The 18,168-nt window shown below is 57.3% G+C and carries 12 protein-coding genes and 3 rRNA genes; 6 read left to right on the top strand and 9 right to left on the bottom strand.

All coding sequences use genetic code 11. The features are described 5' to 3' along the window. Nucleotides 1-9 precede the first annotated feature (9 nt). A complete protein-coding gene (locus OOF89_RS14610) occupies nucleotides 10-771 on the top strand; it encodes a maleate cis-trans isomerase family protein (RefSeq protein WP_266080554.1) in 762 nt (253 codons plus the stop codon). Nucleotides 772-783: 12 nt separating this feature from the next. On the opposite strand, the gene OOF89_RS14605 is transcribed toward OOF89_RS14610, so the two are convergent. From OOF89_RS14605 to OOF89_RS14595, 3 genes are all read right to left on the bottom strand, one after another. Next, entirely contained in the window at nucleotides 784-1,548 is a 765-nt protein-coding gene (locus OOF89_RS14605) for a cytochrome b family protein (protein ID WP_266080327.1), read from the bottom strand. A 133-nt stretch (nucleotides 1,549-1,681) separates the two neighbouring features. After that, entirely contained in the window at nucleotides 1,682-3,991 is a 2,310-nt protein-coding gene (locus OOF89_RS14600) for a cation:proton antiporter domain-containing protein (RefSeq protein WP_266080325.1), read from the bottom strand. Nucleotides 3,992-4,092: 101 nt separating this feature from the next. Next, on the bottom strand, nucleotides 4,093-4,257 hold the full coding sequence (locus OOF89_RS14595) for a hypothetical protein (protein ID WP_266080323.1): 165 nt from the start codon (nucleotides 4,255-4,257) through the stop codon (nucleotides 4,093-4,095). A gap of 475 nt (nucleotides 4,258-4,732) precedes the next feature. Between OOF89_RS14595 and OOF89_RS14590 the strand changes: the two genes are divergently transcribed. After that, nucleotides 4,733-5,938: a glycoside hydrolase 5 family protein gene (locus OOF89_RS14590; protein WP_266080321.1), complete on the top strand. Its 1,206-nt coding sequence runs from the start codon at nucleotides 4,733-4,735 to the stop codon at nucleotides 5,936-5,938. Between the two features lie 10 nt (nucleotides 5,939-5,948). Here OOF89_RS14590 and OOF89_RS14585 read toward each other — a convergent pair whose 3' ends face one another. The 4 genes from OOF89_RS14585 to OOF89_RS14570 all read right to left on the bottom strand — a co-directional run bounded on the left by OOF89_RS14585 (nucleotide 5,949) and on the right by OOF89_RS14570 (nucleotide 12,371). Then, complete coding sequence (locus OOF89_RS14585) at nucleotides 5,949-6,572, bottom strand: right-handed parallel beta-helix repeat-containing protein (protein WP_266080319.1); 624 nt, start codon at nucleotides 6,570-6,572, stop codon at nucleotides 5,949-5,951. A gap of 723 nt (nucleotides 6,573-7,295) precedes the next feature. Next, nucleotides 7,296-7,417, bottom strand: a 5S ribosomal RNA gene (gene rrf, locus OOF89_RS14580). Between the two features lie 134 nt (nucleotides 7,418-7,551). Then, nucleotides 7,552-10,469 (bottom strand): 23S ribosomal RNA (locus tag OOF89_RS14575). Between the two features lie 431 nt (nucleotides 10,470-10,900). Next, a 16S ribosomal RNA gene (locus tag OOF89_RS14570) occupies nucleotides 10,901-12,371 on the bottom strand. The 16S, 23S and 5S rRNA genes sit together here, the layout of an rRNA operon. A gap of 923 nt (nucleotides 12,372-13,294) precedes the next feature. On the opposite strand from OOF89_RS14570, the gene OOF89_RS14565 reads away from it, so the two are divergent. The 3 genes from OOF89_RS14565 (at nucleotide 13,295) to hemG (ending at nucleotide 16,061) form a co-directional block, all read left to right on the top strand. Further along, entirely contained in the window at nucleotides 13,295-13,609 is a 315-nt protein-coding gene (locus OOF89_RS14565; RefSeq protein ID WP_266080317.1) for a winged helix-turn-helix transcriptional regulator, read from the top strand. Nucleotides 13,610-13,710: 101 nt separating this feature from the next. Beyond that, on the top strand, nucleotides 13,711-14,760 hold the full coding sequence (hemH, locus tag OOF89_RS14560; RefSeq protein WP_266080315.1) for a ferrochelatase: 1,050 nt from the start codon (nucleotides 13,711-13,713) through the stop codon (nucleotides 14,758-14,760). Continuing rightward, on the top strand, nucleotides 14,757-16,061 hold the full coding sequence (hemG, locus tag OOF89_RS14555; protein ID WP_266080313.1) for a protoporphyrinogen oxidase: 1,305 nt from the start codon (nucleotides 14,757-14,759) through the stop codon (nucleotides 16,059-16,061). The genes hemH and hemG overlap by 4 nt, the downstream gene beginning before the upstream one ends. Before the next feature lie 3 nt (nucleotides 16,062-16,064). On the opposite strand, the gene hemE is transcribed toward hemG, so the two are convergent. Together hemE and OOF89_RS14545 are read right to left on the bottom strand one after the other, a co-directional pair. Continuing rightward, nucleotides 16,065-17,081 (bottom strand): uroporphyrinogen decarboxylase, encoded by a 1,017-nt coding sequence (gene hemE, locus OOF89_RS14550; RefSeq protein WP_266080311.1) that lies wholly within the window; start codon nucleotides 17,079-17,081, stop codon nucleotides 16,065-16,067. A gap of 77 nt (nucleotides 17,082-17,158) precedes the next feature. Beyond that, nucleotides 17,159-17,356, bottom strand: coding sequence for a heavy-metal-associated domain-containing protein (locus OOF89_RS14545; RefSeq protein ID WP_266080309.1), 198 nt, complete (start codon nucleotides 17,354-17,356; stop codon nucleotides 17,159-17,161). A 198-nt stretch (nucleotides 17,357-17,554) separates the two neighbouring features. Between OOF89_RS14545 and OOF89_RS14540 the strand changes: the two genes are divergently transcribed. Beyond that, nucleotides 17,555-18,151, top strand: coding sequence for an AsnC family transcriptional regulator (locus OOF89_RS14540; RefSeq protein WP_266080307.1), 597 nt, complete (start codon nucleotides 17,555-17,557; stop codon nucleotides 18,149-18,151). Nucleotides 18,152-18,168 lie beyond the last annotated feature (17 nt).

Here is an 18,168-nt window from a genome sequence, read left to right as displayed (position 1 = left end):
GTGTCGCTGATGTTCGGTTGGCGCGCTCGTCTCGGCGTTATCGTTCCGTCCTCGAACACGACGGTCGAAGGCGAGTTCGAGCAGACGATATCCGACGGGGCGAGTCTGCACGCGGCACGGATGCCGCTCGAATCGGTTACCGTCGAAGAACTGGATTCGATGGCGGACGACGCCGTTTCCTGTGCAGACCGACTGTCCCACGCAAACGTCGATGTCGTCGCCTACGCCTGTACGACCGGAAGCCTCCTACACGGGAAGGGCTTCGACAGCGACCTCGAAGCGTCGCTGTCGGAAACAGCGGGTGTTCCCGCCGTGGCTACCGCACTGTCGGTCAAGCGCGCGTTGCGGGCACTCGGTGCCGAGCGAATTGTGGTCGTCACCCCCTACACCGACGAACTGAACGACCGGGAGGAGTCGTATCTGGACGAGACCGGCTTCGATGTGGTCGAATTGGACGGTCGAGGGATCGAAGCAAACACGGGAATCGGGTCGCTAAGGCCGGAGGACGCCTATCGACAGGTTCGAGCGGTCGTTTCGGCACTGGACGTTGATTCGGATTCGGCGACTGATTCCGAATCAGTCGCCGAATCCGTGGACGCCGTCTTCGTCTCCTGTACGAACTACCGGACGTTTCCGGCGATAGAACCGCTGGAAAGCGACCTCGGGATTCCGGTCGTGACGAGTAATCAGGCGACGCTCTGGGACGCGCTTCGAGCGGCCGAGGTTGCAGATGAGATTCCGGGACAGTTGGGAGACCACGACCGTGCCTGAGTTCGAATCCGTTTATCGCGGCGGGCGCAGTCTATAGTAGCGCCGGTTGAGTTCGAACATATATCCTTCCCGCATCGCCTTGAGCACCGCGTAGGTGATGATCCCACCGATGAACGGAAGCAACATCGTGAGGTCGAAGAGCAGGTGCGAGTCGATGGGGACGAGATTCTGCACCGAGTAGGCGCTGATCATGATGGCGAAGATGACGCCGAACACGCCGACTGCGGCCCAAAACGGCTCTTCGACCGGTCGCCGGGCGCTCCCCTTGTTCAAGAACGGAACCAGCGCGATGACGCCGACCACGACGATGTTCGCGATGACGCCGAACGTTCGGTCGGCCATGAGTTTGTCGTCGCCGAGGATGGCGAGTTCAGGGTTCAGCGGGCCGAGTTTCAGCAGCCCGAACGACCAGTACAGATACCAGTCGGGCAGGATTATCAGCGGCGTCGAACTCGGGTCCGCCGGTTCGCCGAGGTGGGGCGGAAGCGTCGCCGAGAGGAGCAGTATCATTCCGACGAAGAAGCTCACGATCGAGAGATTGCGAATCATCTCGTGTGGCCACATCGGGAACGCCAGTACGTCACGCTCGATGTAGCTGGATTCCTGTCGAAGCTGTTCGTCTTCGTAGCGAGCGCGTTCGAAGTACTCGTACGTCAGTCGAGCGAGCCCCTGTGTCCGTTGTTTTCGTTCGAGCCACGTCGGCGTCTCATCGTCCGGAGGAACGATGAGCGAACCGTCCGTCCGTAGCTCCTTGTCCGTGTCGTTCTGAGAGCCCATGCTAACATCCCCCATTCATTCCGTACTAGATTGGAATCACCCTTCGAGTATGAACCTTTTCGAGGGATACTTCCTCCGCCATAGCTATCTCAACCTCATCAGTTCTGACCGAAAGCGCACGGGTGTGGGCTGGCTATCGAGAACTGACGACCGCGACTGAACACGGTGCGTTTTTCAGCACGTACTCGACCGGATAGCCGAAGAACGCGCGCCGTGAGAGGGACCGGAGTTCACTCCCGAGCACGATGAGGTCGGCCTCGTTCGCCGCCGCTCGTTCGATTATTGTGCGCTCCGGTTGCTCGCTCACGAGGACGTCGGTCAACACCTCCGCGCCGAGCTGTTGGCCGAGTGTCGCCTCCCTGTCGACGATTTCCGCGCCGATATCGACCGCATCGGACACGTCCGCTTCGCCGACGAACAGTTCACGGAGCCGCCGAAGGTCGACGACGTGAACGATTTCTACGAGCGCGTTGCAGTCGAGTGCGATTTCGAAGGCGATTTCGGCCGCGTGACGACTGTACTCGGTTCCGACCGTCGGAACGAGGATTCGTCGGATCGGAACCGGATCGAGCGGCCGGCGCTCGTTCTGGATGTTCGCATTCACGGCCATGATCGGGGTCGGCGTGGCTCGAAGCACGTCCTCGATACCCAGTTCGAACAGTGGTCGTCCGCTCCCGTCACGTCCGCCCCTCGCTTCACCTCCGGTTCCCATTCCCAACGCGAGGAGGTCGTACCCGCGGTGAAGTTCCCCGACGACGGCTTCACTTACCGGCCCTCGCGTGCGGCGGATCTGGGTACTGGTCGCCGATTCCGGAAGCGACAGCTGTCGAGTCGTGAGGTCGAGACAGCTCTCCGCGACGGTGTCCTCCCCCACATCGGCGGATGGGGTGTCACCGCCGTTACTTCGAGTTCGGGGCGTATCGAAGCCGTACGTCGAAAACAACGCGCGTATTCGTTCGTAGAAGGACGTCTGTTTGGGTTCGCTCCTGACGACGTACATGCTCGTTACTTCGAGGTCCCGATTTCGACCGAGATGACCGAGCAGCTGCGCCGCGAGTTGCGCGTGGACGCTACAGCGCGTCGGAAGGAGGACGCGCTGTAGCGTCCCGAGGAAACTCCGTTCCTCCCGCTCTCGGTGCCGCAATCGTCTCGTTTCCTCCTCGGAGAGTTCGACGTGATCGAGAGCGAAACGGAGCATCGGCGGTGCCGACAACGACGTGACGATTGCGATGACGACGATTATCGTGTACATCGTCCCGTTCAGTACACCGAGGCTGAGACCCACCGTCGCGACGATTATCTCCAGCGCGCCCCGGGCGTTCAATCCCGCACCGATGGCGATCCCCTCCCAGTTCGACAGTCCGACGCGGCGCGCGCCGATGAACGCGCCGCTGAACTTGCCGATGGTGGCGATCCCCAACACCAGGCTTCCGACGAGTAACACCGAGGGATCGGCTAGCGCCGTCAGATCGACGCGAAGCCCTGCCATGGCGAAAAATATCGGCGCGAAGATTCCGAGCGTGACGACCTCGAATACGTGGCGCACTTCCTGGTCGAAGCGTTTGACCCGACCGACGAGAACGCCGACGACGAACGCGCCGAGTACCGCTTCCAGTCCGAGTGCGTGCGTGAGCGTCCCCACGCCGAGCGCCAAAATCATGACCGTCGTGACGAGCGCGAGGTCGCTATTGAACGTGCTATCGACCCACCGAATGAGACGTTCGACGGATCGGAGACCGATGGTGAACGCCAGCAGGAGGAAAACGGCGAGGAAGAAGATACTCGTCCCCGCGGCCGTTATTACGGTTTCCCCCTGGCCGCGCGCGAGCCCGGCGACAACGGCGAGGAGGATCCACCCGACAGTGTCGTCTATCATCCCCGACGTGATGATCAGTTGGCTGATTTCCCGTTCGATGATGCCGAGGTCGAGAAGGATTTTCGCGATGACCGGAATCGCCGAGATGCTGAGTGCGGTGGCGATGAAGAGGCTGAACACGAATCGGTCACCTTCCGCCGCAAGAAACGTGGATGGAAGCACCCACGCGACACCGAACCCGAGAACGAATGGGACGACGATGCTCGTGCTGGCAATCGAGGTCGCACGACCGATACGACTGGCGATGAGGTCAAGGTCGGTCTCGAAGCCGGTGATGACAAGCAGCATAAGCAAACCGAGCCACGAAACGGCTTCGAGCAGATGATACTGAGACGGATGCGGCGGAAAGAGTGAGATGAAAAGCCCCGGCGCGAGCGTTCCCAGTATCGACGGCCCGAGGACGATACCAGCGAGGAGTTCGCCCAGCACCGACGGATAGTCGAAATATCTCACGGTCTCGCCGAGAACGCGGGCGGTAAACAGGAGAACGAATAGCTGTCCGAACAGAAAGAGCAACTGCTCACCGGAAAGCGGCGGGACGACGCTACCCGTATCGGTAGGATACACTGACACGTTCTCCCCAGTCCCCGTTCAACTACGGAGTTAAAATACCCTTGCCCGGAACGGCATCCCTTCCCGACGAATTGCAAATCGAACCGCGTCGTGACTCAGTCGCGCACGTACAGGGTCAATCCGAGGAGACAGGCCAGTAAAACGACGATGACGAGTCGCGTGTTCGTGATGTGTGCCATTTCCGTAATCGTACTCACGAACGTCGTGAGCATCGTGATGACCGTGAGCAGTTCCTTGAGCAGATGTGTCGTGTTCGTCATGGTGGAAGGCTGAGTGTGTCGTGGGAAATTCTCGAACTGGTCGGAGACGGCCGACGAAAATATCGGCCGAGATGACAGGCGTTTCTGACTCGGGGTGATCGCACAGTAGCGTTCGTGTGACGCACTGATGTATGGACGCCCAGGGCTTATGATGACCACCGACCGTTCTCGTTTCCGAACGGTCGAAACCGGATTAGATATCGGCTAAGTAGGTCGGCGTCCCCAACGTTGGCGCTCGGAACGGAGGAAACCGACGGGTCAAACTCCGAACCGACAGTGAACGAAATGAATGGTTACGACCTTGCTAACCTATCACCAGCATTGTGAAAACGGCCGGGAAATCCACAGTGGTGGACATCACCGAAACGAGCGGGTCGAATCGATGGCCGAATCGTGCCCCTTCGCCCCACACAAACCGTTGGACGAAGCCTCCGGAGAGGAATAGTTTGTTGACCCCTCGGTTCGAAGAAAGGGTATGAGCAGACGAGTTGGTCGCCGTCAGTTTCTCGCAGGAATCGGTGCGAGTGCTGGCGGATTTCCCACTATCGCGGGAAGCACATCGACGTTCGGAACCTCCAGTCCGGATCGACACGGAAAAAAGCGCCGAACTGCGGTCAATCTCCCGCCGGATACCGACGCTCCGGTGGACGTTCGTGGCGCGATATACATCCCGGCACGAGCGTTCAACCGATACCAGATGTGGCGGGACTACGACCCGGCAGTTATCGAACGTGACTTGGGATATGCCGACAGTGTCAATCTGAACGCCATCCGGACGTGGATGAGTTACGAATACTGGCTCGAAAATCCGGTACGACACCGGGAAGCACTGGAACACTTTCTGGACACCGCCGACAGTTACGGGATGCGCGTCCTCCTCGGCCTGTTCGACAGCGTCGGGCGAGAACCAACCTACGAAAACCTCATCAACGAGGACCCGCGAACCGCAGTCCAGGCGTTCTCACCCTCGACGAGGACGATGGCGGAGAAAGCCCTGTGGGACAACCCGCGCGATTTCATCGTCTGGTTCATGGAGCGCTATCGCAACGACGAGCGACTGTTGGCCATCGAGCTGACCAACGAACCCGGGTGGAACCAGAAGGATGTCCGCTTCTTCCGTGAAATGTCGAAGACGCTCACGCTGTATCAGGGCGAACTGCCGCTGACCGTAGGGTCAACCAGTCTGGCGAACAACACCGACTATCTCGACTGGGGAATGGATATTCTTCAGTTCCACTACAACTTCGCGCGTTCGCCCGAGCTCTACGAGCGCGTGCTTCGACAGGCAAACCACATCCAAGACAAGATCGGTGCACCAGTATGGCTCTCGGAATGGCAGCGAATCCGGCCCGGCGATTCGTTCTTCGCCGAGGTGTCCGGCGAAGCCGCAGTTCCTGACTACGCATCGCTCGCGCCGACGATTCAACGATCGGGCATCGGGAACTTCTTCTGGTCGCTGATGATCAAACCGGCGTTTTCGCTCTACCTCCGCAAACACGGCGTACTCAACGGGCTGTTCCACGAGGATGGGGCCGTCTGGGATCTGGACGATGCGCGAAGCATCAAAGCCATGTCCGGGAAGCCGGACTACGAGGGTGAAGAACGGACGGAGTACCCCGACTGGGCCGAGGTCGTCAAGAAAAAGAAAACGATCGCACCGGGTGACGAACAACCAGAATAACCGTCCGACCCTACACCTCGCCCGTTCCGCGCGTGCTGTTCGCGGCGAAATTCTTGTGATACCGCGCCTTAGTGAGGTTCACCTGCTGGCTTCGATTATCCACAACGACGCCGAACAGGTTGCGAGCGACCCACGTGTTTTTCACGGTGACGTCGGTTCCGTTCCAGACCGTGATGCCGGTCGAACTCCGGGCCGTGCTCGCGTTCCGAATCGTCACATCCGAGGCGTTTCTGAGATGGATCGCGCGATTCCACTGTTCGACCCGAACGGAGTGAATCGTCACGTTTGATAGCCCTGATTCGTTGTTGACGAGAATTCCCGTGGTGTCAGTGACGCCTCGTCCTTTGATGGTGTGACCGGATCCGTTTATCAGAACGTCACTCGAATTTATCACGATGCAACTGCTCGCCAACCCGGTTGCACCGCCGAAGTCATCGGTGAGGGTATACTCCCCCGGTTGCGAAATTGTCCGACAGTGGGAGAGTGCATTCGCCTGGCCCGAGTTCGGTCCGGCTTGATTATCGTGCGGACCGAGTTCCACGAAATCGACGGCGAGAGTCAATACGACGAGAAGTATCAATGGGGCGACGAGGAGAAACTTTCGCCCGGCAGACGACGAGTCGATGGAGACCATTCCTACGTCTCCTATTTTGGGACTGCATATTAAATATCATTGCCATCGCCTGCTATCGAAAACTATTCAGCCTTTCAAAATTCAGGGAAAGACCACCAACCTCGGCACGTCATAAGCGGGCCGTTAGTCGGGGTTGCGGGCACAGATAGGGCCGATCTCACAACCGACCGATCCGATAACCAACCGTTCGAAGCAGCGTAAAAGGGCCTTCGAGAACGCGAGTGGACAGGCGAGAACGAGATGGGATCACCGGCGGTGAGCAGTCGCGAAGCGACTGCAAACCGTGAACAACCGAGGAAACACGCCACGAATCGGATGCCGCATCCTCGTCTTTCCGCTGGGTCGCCCCTCTCGTACTGGTTTACCCGGTTTCGACTCTGTGAGCTAGCCAGCGAACACATCCCACCAACCGTCGTGAGTGTTCGACGGCGCGACCACCTACCCGATGCTCCATCATCGACCATACAACAGCACTGCTTTATTATTTAAAAACTACACGAAGGCCAAACTGCTCACTGTACTGAAAATCGCGGGCGCTCACCACGGCACGAGCGGAATTTCGCTTCGTAATTTCCCTCCGAAAGCCGACCGTATGCATCAGAGACATAGTAATGACTGCTTGAAGCGGATGTGTCACCGTGCAACGTCGATACGCACGGCTCTCGATAAATAGCGAAACCCCACTGAGAGCGGACGCTCTCGATGGGGTAAATGAAGTATGAATGGAGGCGGCGAATCGGATTTCCCAGAGGCTCGCGCACTCCAGTACTGACCGAAACGCAGACAGGCTTAACTACCGTGTTCGGGATGGGTACGGGTGTGACCCTGTCGCTGTGGCCGCCTTAACGTCGACTCACGGAATCGAACCGTGATAATGATACCAATCGTCGATGGTTCGATGATGAACCGTATGATTACGTGCAATCCAGTTTGCGCCTGGACTCACATTTCGTGAATGTGAATTCCAATATGCGGTATGATTGTGTGGCGTTGACCGATTAGTACTCGCGGGCTGAACACCTCGTTGCCTCGGTGCGTACACCCCGAGCCTATCGAACTCGTCTTTTACGAGTGGTCTCGGTGGTATCTCTTTTCCAGGTGGGTTTCGAGCTTAGATGCGTTCAGCTCTTACCCCGTGGTGCGTGGCTGCCCGGCACGCGCTCTTTCGAACGACCGGTACACCAGTGGCACCCATTCGTAGTTCCTCTCGTACTATACGAACGTTCCCGTCAGATACCGTAACACCCCCAATAGATAGCAGCCGACCTGTCTCACGACGGTCTAAACCCAGCTCACGACCTCCTTTAATAGGCGAACAACCTCACCCTTGCCCGCTTCTGCACGGGCAGGATGGAGGGAACCGACATCGAGGTAGCAAGCCACCGGGTCGATATGTGCTCTTGCCGGTGACGACTCTGTTATCCCTAAGGTAGCTTTTCTGTCATCAATGGCCCGCATCAAGCAGGCTCATTGGTTCGCTAGACCACGCTTTCGCGTCAGCGTCCCTCGTTGTGTAGGACACTGTCAGACTTCCTTATGCTCTTGCGCTCTTTCCCGAGTCTCCGACTCGGGTGAGGAAATCTTGGGGCGCGCTCGATATCTTTTCGAGCGCGTACCGCCCCAGTCAAACTGCCTGGCTACCGGTGTCCTCCGCCAGGAGTGAGGGTCACAGTCACTACCGGGTAGTATTTCACTGATGCCTCGGTGGCCCGCTAGCGCGGGTACCTGTGTAATGGCTCCTACCTATGCTGCACAGTAGCGACCGTGTCCCAGCGACAGCCTGCAGTAAAGCTCTATAGGGTCTTCGCTTCCCCTTGGGGGTCTCCAGACTCCGCACTGGAACGTACAGTTCACCGGGCCCAACGTTGGGACAGTGACGCTCTCATTGATCCATTCATGCAAGCCGCTACTGAAGCGGCAAGGTACTACGCTACCTTAAGAGGGTCATAGTTACCCCCGCCGTTAACGGGTCCTTCGTCCCATTGTACTGGGTGTTCAGATACCCGCACTGGGCAGGATTCAGTGACCGTACGAGTCCTTGCGGATTTGCGGTCACCTATGTTGTTACTAGACAGTTGGAGCGTCCGAGTCACTGCGGCCTGCCCTTATACAGGGCAGGCATCCCTTATCGCGAACTTACGGGACTAACTTGCCGAATTCCCTAACGTCGGTTGATCCCGACAGACCTTGGCTTTCACCGCCAGAGTACCTGTGTCGGATCTCGGTACGATTAACACACTCGCCTTTTCACGGGCCCCGGGTACCACCAACTTTCGCTATCTCAACATTCTTCCGCTTCCTGCCATTACGGCTTCCACGGAGTTGGATGATTCGACCGGGCGAAAGCCCGGCTTGGTGTTTCCTGAGGCGTCGGCTTTGAATGGTGTTTAGCACTGGAATATTAACCAGTTTCCCTGTTGTCCCACTCGAATTGCGATGGGACTTAGGATCGGCTAACCCTCAGCTGATAAGCATTGCTGAGGAACCCTTACTCGTTAGGTCGTCGGGGTTCACACCCGACTAACGCTGCTACTATGGCCAGGATTTTCTAAACTGAACGGTCCATACGAATTCTCACCCGTACTTCCACCCATTCAGATTGCCAACCTACTGGATCACTCGGTAAAGAGTGCCGCCAGGTCTCGGTGATGCACTTGAGCCCCGATCATTTTCGGCGCCGCAAACCTCGGCCGGTAAGCTGTTACGCTATTCTTAGAGGGTAGCTGCTTCTAAGCTCACCTCCCGGCTGTTTAGGGCTTGCGACCACCTTCAATCGCACTTAGCGCATACTTGGGGACCTTAACCCAGCTCTGGGTTGTCTCCCTCACGGTACACAGGCTTACCCCGCGCACCGGATTCCTCGCGTCAGCGGCGTCCGTAGGTTTGGAGTTTGACAGGGAGGCCGACTCCTCTCGGAGGCGGCGTTCCCAATCGGTCGCTCTACCCCACGAACTACCTCAGCGAAGGTCATGCTTCGACATGTTTCGGTTGGAACCAGCTGTTGCCGGATTCGATGGGCCTTTCACCCCTACACATAGGTCACGAGAGGGTATTGTAGGACACCAACTCTAGCAGGCCTCCACGTGGCTTTCGCCACGCTTCGCCTTGCCCATGCGTAGATCATCCGGTTTCGGGTCGTACCCAATTGACTCCCCGCCCTTGAAGACGGTGACCCTCACACAAAGTGCTGCGGTCGTATTGGTTTCCCTGTGCCTGCCTCGATGCTCGAGTTAGGCTCGCCAATTTGGTACACTCCCTGGCTCGTTTTTCAAAACGTACGACAGAACATCGGCTCCCAACAGTTCCTACTGCGGGTTTGCACCCGGGTCGTTTTCTGTTGGGCCTTGTATGCCCTGTCGCTCCATCGCCACTTGATTTCAGGCCCTATTTCACCTCTCTTTTCGAGGTGCTTTTCAGCGTTCGCTCACGCTACTTGTTCGCTATCGGTCTCAAGACGTATTTAGTCTTCGCGGTCGATGCCCGCGATATTCACGAGGGATTTCCGACCCCCGCTACTCGGGAGCTGACGCACAACATAGTGGTCTATCGTACGGGATTGTCACCCTGTTTCATGCTCCGTTCCAGAAGACTTCTGATAGAGGTTCTGTTGCTGATTGTCAGTCCGTACACCACATTGCCCGAAGGCTTCGGTTTGGACTGTGTCGTGTTCACTCGCCGTTACTGGCGACATCGCGTTTGCTTTCTTTTCCTGCCGATACTGAGATGTTTCAGTTCTCGGCGTTCCCCATTGCGCGAAGCAATTGCGGTGGGGATTCCCATTCGGAAATCTACAGTTCTTAGTCTCCGTGCGACTCCCTGTAGCTTTTCGCAGCTTGGCACGTCCTTTGTCGGCGCTTGAGCCGAGCCATTCACCAAGTGGCACAGTAGCCACGTAATAATTGGATTGGATTCACTGTAATAACTCACGTAATGTGAGTCCAGTGGACGCCTGGATTGCACGTACATACGGTTGTCATTGCACGACACGGTGGTCGCCGAGTGCGTGCGTCGAACCCTTCCCAACCACGTTTTCACGGGTTGGTGCATCGGTTGTAGGGATTGATTCCTTTCGCCCCCTTATACTTAAGGGGCACGATTCGAACCAATCCACGGAACGGCCTTCTACGGGAGTCGAACCCGAGATCTGCTGCACAGCAGCAGTGCTCTCCAGTGAGCGAAGGCTACCCTCAACTGAGGGCGTGGAACCAGCCTTGGTAGTTCATAGGTGCCTCGTCGGTAGACGAGTCGCGTCTCGAAGTGAATTGCCATCCGTCAGTGAAAACTGACGGGTTAAGGTGGGTCGGGCCGTCGGCCCGATCCCGGTCTTTAGGAGGTGATCCAGCCGCAGATTCCCCTACGGCTACCTTGTTACGACTTAAGCCCCCTTGCGAAGCCCAGATTCGACCACCGCATGGTGGCCTCATCCGGACCTCACTCGGGTGCTTTGACGGGCGGTGTGTGCAAGGAGCAGGGACGTATTCACCGCGCTCTTCTGAAGCGCGATTACTACCGAATCCAGCTTCATGAGGGCGAGTTTCAGCCCTCAATCCGAACTACGATCGAGTTTAGGAGATTACCGTCCCCTTTCGGGGTTGGAACCCATTGTCTCGACCATTGTAGCCCGCGTGTAGCCCAGCACATTCGGGGCATGCTGACCTACCGTTGCCCGTTCCTTCCTCCGCTTTAGCAGCGGCAGTCTCCGTAATGTACCCAGCCACCACAAGGGTGCTGCTGGCAATTACGGACGCGGATCTCGCTCGTTGCCTGACTTAACAGGATGCCTCACGGTACGAGCTGACGGCGGCCATGCACCTCCTCTCAAAAGCTCAAGTAAGCTCATCAAACTGACTGTCACAGCTATTGTCGGTGCTGGTGAGATGTCCGGCGTTGAGTCCAATTAAACCGCAGGCTCCTCCGGTTGTAGTGCTCCCCCGCCAATTCCTTTAAGTTTCATCCTTGCGGACGTACTTCCCAGGCGGCTCGCTTACGTCTTCACTGTGGCACAGCACAGGCTCGTAGCCTGTGCCACACCTAGCGAGCATCGTTTACAGCTAGGACTACCCGGGTATCTAATCCGGTTCGTGACCCTAGCTTTCGTCCCTCACCGTCGGGTCCGTCCTCCCAAGGTGCTTTCGCGATCGGTGGTCCGTCTAGGATTACAGGATTTCACTCCTACCCTAGACGTACCCCTTGGGTCTTCCGGCCCCAAGCCAACTGGTTTTCGCCGGACGCCTGCTCGTTGAGCGAGCAGATTTCCCGACGAACCTGTCTGGCAGGCTACGGACGCTTTAGGCCCAATAATATTGGCCATCACTCGAGCTGCCGGTATTACCGCGGCGGCTGGCACCGGTCTTGCCCAGCTCTTATTCGTGTACCACCTTACGATACACAAAAGCGAGGACTATATGCCCTCGCACTTGGAGTTCCCTTATCGCACTGTCGTGCAGTGTAAAGTTTTCGCGCCTGCTGCGCCCCGTAGGGCCTGGATTCTTGTCTCAGAATCCATCTCCGGGCTCTTGCTCTCACAACCCGTACCGATTATCGGCACGGTGGGCCGTTACCCCACCGTCTACCTAATCGGCCGCAATCACATCCTATAGCGCCGGAGCGTTTCCGGCTCCCGGTGTTCAAACCTGGGAGCGTTATCCAGTATTAGCCTCAGTTTCCCGAGGTTATGCTGGTCTATAGGGCAGTTTAATCACGTGTTACTGAGCTTTCCGCTACGAATCTAAATTCGTGCAACTAGCATGGCTAAATCGAACTCCAATAGCAATGGCCTCTGGCAGGATCAACCAGAATGCCGCTGGACGAATGTCCAGCATGTTAGGCGGAGACACTCTCAAAAGAGAGTGTATCACATATCACATCGTTCGAGACACCACATCGGTAAACCGACAAGGTGTCACCGAACTACCAAGGCTGACATCAGATCCCATCGTTTACGGCTGACCGCAGGGGTGGAATCCTCATTTCCTTCGGACTTGATGGGAGGAGAAGAAGGGTATTAAACCCTTCGAACCTCCATCGTCCGAGATTGCGGGACGAGTTGAACGCCCCGCAGATCGCGTCGTATCTTTCTTCGCGTTCTTATCCGAAGCCCCTTTCATACTTAAGGGCGTCGGATTTCGCTCGCCCCCGGCGACTGATCGCCGAGGGCGCGTTCACATCCTTTCCGAGTGCCCCGTATTACTTAAAGGCACCGGATCGAGTGTGTTTCGTTCGTCCCAAACCGAGGGACGCCGTCTACATCACATCCGAGTGCCCCCATACACTTAAGGGCATTGGATTGGGTTTCTTTCGCCCGAATCCCGTTTCCAGCCCATATAAAGGGCATGGGATTTCGGGCGGCCACTCGGTGGAAGACCACCGTGCGGCGTTCGCATTTGTACGAATGGCAGGGTTACATTTAAGGCCGTCGAATGAGTTGCTCTTTGGCAAGACTCGACACGACATGCAGTAATCGTCGATTTCCGATGAGTAATTCGACGTTACCGCGTGCGTGCGCGTGCGAGAGTATGGCCATGAACTTCATTGTGAAAAGTTGGATGATATCGACGGAGGATTTTAATGACGAATGGTAGTCATTTAGACACGACCTATCGCCCAACGGAAAGCGAACCAGCGACGAGTGGAGGACGAGGGGTTGTAGTATCATCGCGTAACCTGATTCGAACCCGAACCAATATATGGATTCACTGGAAAGCTGTAACCAGAGAATCCGAATGTCCACGGAATCAGCTGAAAAAGGCGTCTGCTGTGTCGTCGAATCGTTCGAACAAATCGGGTCACAGTGGCGACTTGTCGTCCTCCACGACCTTCAAGAGGGGGAAAAACGGTTCAACGAACTCAAGCGCTCTACGGGAGCGAGTTCTCGAACGCTTTCGCGCGTATTGGATGACCTCGGCGAGATGGGGTTCGTCAGCCGGAGAACCGAAGCCGACGCGCCGATTGCGACCTACTACAGTTTGAGCGAGAAGGGACACTCCCTGAGTCCGGTGTTCGAAGAGATCGAAAACTGGGCCGAAGAGTGGCTTTAGCTCCGTGAGATTCGTGCGGGGTTGCAGGATTTTAATGAACCAAGGGAAACCCAGCTTCCGCAAGCGATAACTATTCGGCTCATCCGACCCGAGAACCGACTATGACAACCGGCGTCGTCGTGCTCAACTTCGGAGAACCGGCGGAACCGACGCGACAAAACGTTCTCGACTATCTAGAGCGCATTTTTATGAACAACGCCGATTTGGAAGGCGATACTACCGAAGAAGAGGCACTCGACCGCTCCCAGCAACTCGCCGAACGACGTGCTCCAGGACTCATCGAGGAGTACGAGGAAATCGGTGGGTCCCCGCTTGATCCACAGGCGAAAGCACAAGCGGACGCACTACAGACCGAATTCGACGAGCGAAATCTCGATGCGAAAACCTACGTCGGCATGCAGTTTACCGAACCATTCATCGCCAATGCGGTTGCGCAGGCACACGAGGACGACGTTGACCAAATCGTCGGGCTGCCGGTGTATCCTCTCTGTGGTGCGTCGACGACGGTCGCCTCACTGGAGGAGTTGACCGACGCAGTCGCCGAATTGAACTGGGACGTACCGGTGCACGAGATAACTGGCTGGCACAAACATCCGACGTACAACCGAATTCGGGCGAGCAATATTCAGCAGTATGCCGACGAACAGGGGCTCGATTTGGCGGACGAAGACACGGAATTGGTCTTCTCGGCACACGGAACACCGACCCACTACCTCGACGAAGGGAGTCGCTACGACGTCTACGTCGATGAGTTTTGCGACGTGATGGCCAGCGAACTTGGCGTCGAATCGTACTCGATCGGCTTCCAAAACCACGGCAACCGAAAGATTCCGTGGACCGAACCCGAAGTCGAGGACGTGGTCACCGAAATCGACGCCGAGCGCGTCGTAATCGAACCAATCAGTTTCATGCACGAGCAGAGCGAGACGCTGTCGGAGTTGGACGACGAGCTCCGAGAAGAGGCCGAAGAAGTCAGTCTCGACTTCTATCGGGTCCCGGTACCCCACGACGACAAGCGGTTTTCAGACGTGCTCGCTGACCTCGTGGAGCCGTTCGTCGCGGATTTCGACCCGTCCTACTATCAGTTCCGCCAGTGTCACTGCAAAGACACCCCGGGCGCGATGTGCCTAAACGCCCCGTTCAACCGATGACGATCGGAATCGTCGGCGCGGGTATCACTGGACTCGCACTCGCCCACCACCTCGAAAAGGCGGATATGGAGTACGTCGTCATCGAAGCCGATTCGGAACCCGGCGGCGTCATTCGGAGCGGGCGAGTCGATGGCTGTCTGCTAGAATGGGGGCCACAACGACTTCGCAGAACCGACCCGGTTGACGAACTCATTACCGACCTCGGAATGGACGACGAAGTTATCGAAGCCGGAGAGACGAAACTATTCGTCTACGCCGACGGAAAGCTTCGGCGAGCACCGTTTTCCATCGAGGAGTTCGGCCAAACCGACTTGCTCTCGTGGCGTGGCAAACTCGACGTGCTGAAAGAACCACAGACTGAACCGGCGGACTCGAACGAAACCGCCGCAGAGTTGTTCACCCGAAAGTTCGGCGATGAAGCCTACCGAAACCTCATCGGCCCGTTATTCGGCGGTATTTACGGGTCGGAACCGGAACGAATGCCCGTCAAGCATGCGCTCTCCGGCGTTATGCTGATGGAGCAAAAATACGGCGACCTGCTCACCCCCGTTCTCAAGCGGGCGATGTCCGGGGGAACTTCGGCGCCAGCGATTTCGTTCGACGAGGGTGTTCAGCGGCTACCCGAAGCCCTCTGCGACGCACATTCGAAACGTGTCCATCTCGGAACCGCCGTCACCGAAATCCGAAATTCCAGTGGCGGTTACGTCCTTGAAACCGAATCAACGCTCGAATCCGATTCCAGATCGGAATCCTGGACGGTCGAAGTCGATGAAGTCGTCCTCACCACCACCGCGGAGGTCAGTGCCGATCTCCTCGAACCCCTCACCGAATCCGCAAACGTACTCACTCGCCTCAACTACAATCCGCTCGCGCTGGTCCACCTCCGTGCCGACTGCGACCGTGAGGGATTCGGTTACCAGGTTCGTCATGACGAAGGGCTCGACACCCTTGGCGTTTCGTGGAACGCGAGCATGTTCGACAGAGACGGGGTGTATACGGTTTTCCTCGGAGGGATGAAAAACCCCGAACTGGTCGAGGAAAACAACGAGACGCTGGGGAAAATCGCTCGAAGCGAGTTCAACGACGTGATGAACGCGGACGCGGATGTGTTGAGTGTTAGCCGTCTCGACCGTGGATTTCCAGCCTACGACACCTCGTGGGACGCGCTGGAGGAGTTCGAGACGCCGGACGACATCCACCTCGCCACGAACTACACCGCCAGAATGGGCGTCCCGAGTCGGATTCGGGAAGCCAAGGGATTGGCAACGGTGCTAGCTGAGTCGATAGGTGTGAGAAAGTAGCGATCAGTTACCACCGTATCGCTCGACTTCTTTTGCCGCCTCGACGAACGCTTTCGCGTTCTTGACGGGCGTGTTTCGATCGATACCGTGTCCAAGGTTCAGGATGTGTCCCGAATCGCCAGCCTTCTCGATAACCTCGTGAGTTTTTTCGCGAACGAACTCGGGATTTCCGAGCAGATAGGAAGGGTCGAGATTACCCTGAACGGGCATATCGCCCAGGGTTTCCCGAGCGTCGGCCATGTCCACCGTCCAGTCGAGTCCCACGACGTCGGCACCCGATTCCTGCAACAAATCCAGTTTGCCGCCCGGATGGCGCGCGAAAACGATAGAGGGCACATCGATGGCATCGAAGATGCGCTGGTGGAGTGGCAGGACGAACTCGCGGTAGTCGTCGGGCGTCAAGACACCTGCCCACGTATCGAAGACCTGCACCACATCCGCGCCGTGTTCGACTTGATATTCGACGTACTCACGAACCACGTCGGTGAACGCTTCCAACAGGTCGCGGAAGGCGTCGGGGTGGTTCGCCCGAAACCGGCGGATCGGTTTTCGCGACGTCGGTTCATCGCCGACGGCGTAGGAAGCGAGGGTATAGGGGCCACCCGCGAAACCGATGATGCTGGTCCGGTCGCCGATACTGTCCTGTAGGCGGGTGAGCAGTTTTCCGACGTAGTCGATTTCGGTCGCCACGTCGCCGGATTCCGTCGGCACATCGCTCGGGGTCATTACCGGATTCGAGACGACGGGGCCGACCCCGCTCTCGATGTGATACTCGAAACCAAGCGGTTCGAGGACGGTGAGGATGTCCGAGAACATAACCAATCCGTCCGGTTCGAACAGCTTCCACGGGAGAAGCGTGATTCGTTCAGCGACGTCCGGCGTCTTGATAGCCTCCTTGAAGGAGTACTGTTCGCGGATCTCGCGGTACTCGGGGATGTACCGGCCAGCCTGCCGCATCAACCAGACTGGCGGGCGTTCGGTGCGTTCGCCGCGTGCTGCACGAACCAACAGGTCACTCATGGCCGGAAATTAGCCGGATGGCGTCTAAGCGTTTCGACTCCGGGACACCACGTCGAGACGACAAAGCGAGTCGGGGGTCAGGCCGACGCGGAATATCCCGCGTTTTCCACGGTAGCGACGAGTTCGTCGATGTCAGCATCACCTTCGACGGTGGCCGTCCCTGCTTCGTGGTCGGCGATAGCCGTGGAAACGCCGGACAGGTCGGTAAGCGCATCGACGACGCTCTGCTCACAATGGCCGCAGTTCATGCCGTCTACGTGAATCGTGGTGGACATACACGGCGGTTGTTCGGCAGTACTTTTTTCGGTTTCGAAAGGTTCGATACCGGCAAAAAACTGAGGGTCGTTTTTTGTGGCGATAATTCAATTACTAAACGAGTGGAATTTGTTGTTCGGCTGAAGATACAGAGGCTAATCACGGATCAAATCGATATATCGAAAACTGTTTTTATACTACCACACCAACTAGGTGTAATGCGACAGCTCGACGATACCGATCGGGAGATAATTCGGTTGCTCGTAAAGGATGCCCGCCGCCCGTACAACGAAATCGCCGAGACGGTCGATCTGTCACCGCCGACGGTGTCCGACCGCGTCGAGCGACTCCAAGAATTAGGGGTCATCCGCCGGTTTACTGCGGAGTTGAACCACGATATCCTCACTGACGGTCTTTCGCTCCTCGTCACTGTCAACGCCAAACCGGGCCACGTCAGTGATATTCGGGAGTCTCTCGCGTCGTTCGATGGCGTCGAGCACGTCTTCGTTACAGCCGACGCCCACATCGTCTGCAAGGCGACCCTACACGAACGGGCCGTCGAAACACTTCTCTCGGACGCGATCGGTGAAGATGCGGTCCGCGAATACGACATACAGTTGCTCGTTGACGATGAATGGAACCCCCAACCGGGAACCATCGAGTTCGCACCCGACTGTGTAGAGTGTGGAAACACAGTCACGGAAGAGGGAGAGTCCACTCGGATCGATGGCGAACTCTACCACTTCTGTTGTTCGTCCTGTCGGGGACAGTTCGCCGACAGATACGAACGACTTCGAGAGGGCGCGACAAACTGACACCACGGCTACAACAA

This window comes from Haladaptatus caseinilyticus (assembly GCF_026248685.1).
Taxonomy (GTDB): domain Archaea; phylum Halobacteriota; class Halobacteria; order Halobacteriales; family Haladaptataceae; genus Haladaptatus; species Haladaptatus caseinilyticus.
Note: the sequence above shows the minus strand (reverse complement) of the source record. Positions and strands in the feature narration are given on the sequence as shown.

What these genes read in the sequence shown, in the direction of transcription:
- OOF89_RS14610 (WP_266080554.1), top strand. Translation starts at nt 10, where the DNA reads ATGTTCGGTTGGCGCGCTCGTCTCGGCGTTATCGTTCCGTCCTCGAAC.
- OOF89_RS14605 (WP_266080327.1), bottom strand. Translation starts at nt 1,548, where the DNA reads ATGGGCTCTCAGAACGACACGGACAAGGAGCTACGGACGGACGGTTCG.
- OOF89_RS14595 (WP_266080323.1), bottom strand. Translation starts at nt 4,257, where the DNA reads ATGACGAACACGACACATCTGCTCAAGGAACTGCTCACGGTCATCACG.
- OOF89_RS14590 (WP_266080321.1), top strand. Translation starts at nt 4,733, where the DNA reads ATGAGCAGACGAGTTGGTCGCCGTCAGTTTCTCGCAGGAATCGGTGCG.
- OOF89_RS14585 (WP_266080319.1), bottom strand. Translation starts at nt 6,572, where the DNA reads ATGGTCTCCATCGACTCGTCGTCTGCCGGGCGAAAGTTTCTCCTCGTC.
- OOF89_RS14565 (WP_266080317.1), top strand. Translation starts at nt 13,295, where the DNA reads ATGTCCACGGAATCAGCTGAAAAAGGCGTCTGCTGTGTCGTCGAATCG.
- hemH (WP_266080315.1), top strand. Translation starts at nt 13,711, where the DNA reads ATGACAACCGGCGTCGTCGTGCTCAACTTCGGAGAACCGGCGGAACCG.
- hemG (WP_266080313.1), top strand. Translation starts at nt 14,757, where the DNA reads ATGACGATCGGAATCGTCGGCGCGGGTATCACTGGACTCGCACTCGCC.
- hemE (WP_266080311.1), bottom strand. Translation starts at nt 17,081, where the DNA reads ATGAGTGACCTGTTGGTTCGTGCAGCACGCGGCGAACGCACCGAACGC.
- OOF89_RS14545 (WP_266080309.1), bottom strand. Translation starts at nt 17,356, where the DNA reads ATGTCCACCACGATTCACGTAGACGGCATGAACTGCGGCCATTGTGAG.
- OOF89_RS14540 (WP_266080307.1), top strand. Translation starts at nt 17,555, where the DNA reads ATGCGACAGCTCGACGATACCGATCGGGAGATAATTCGGTTGCTCGTA.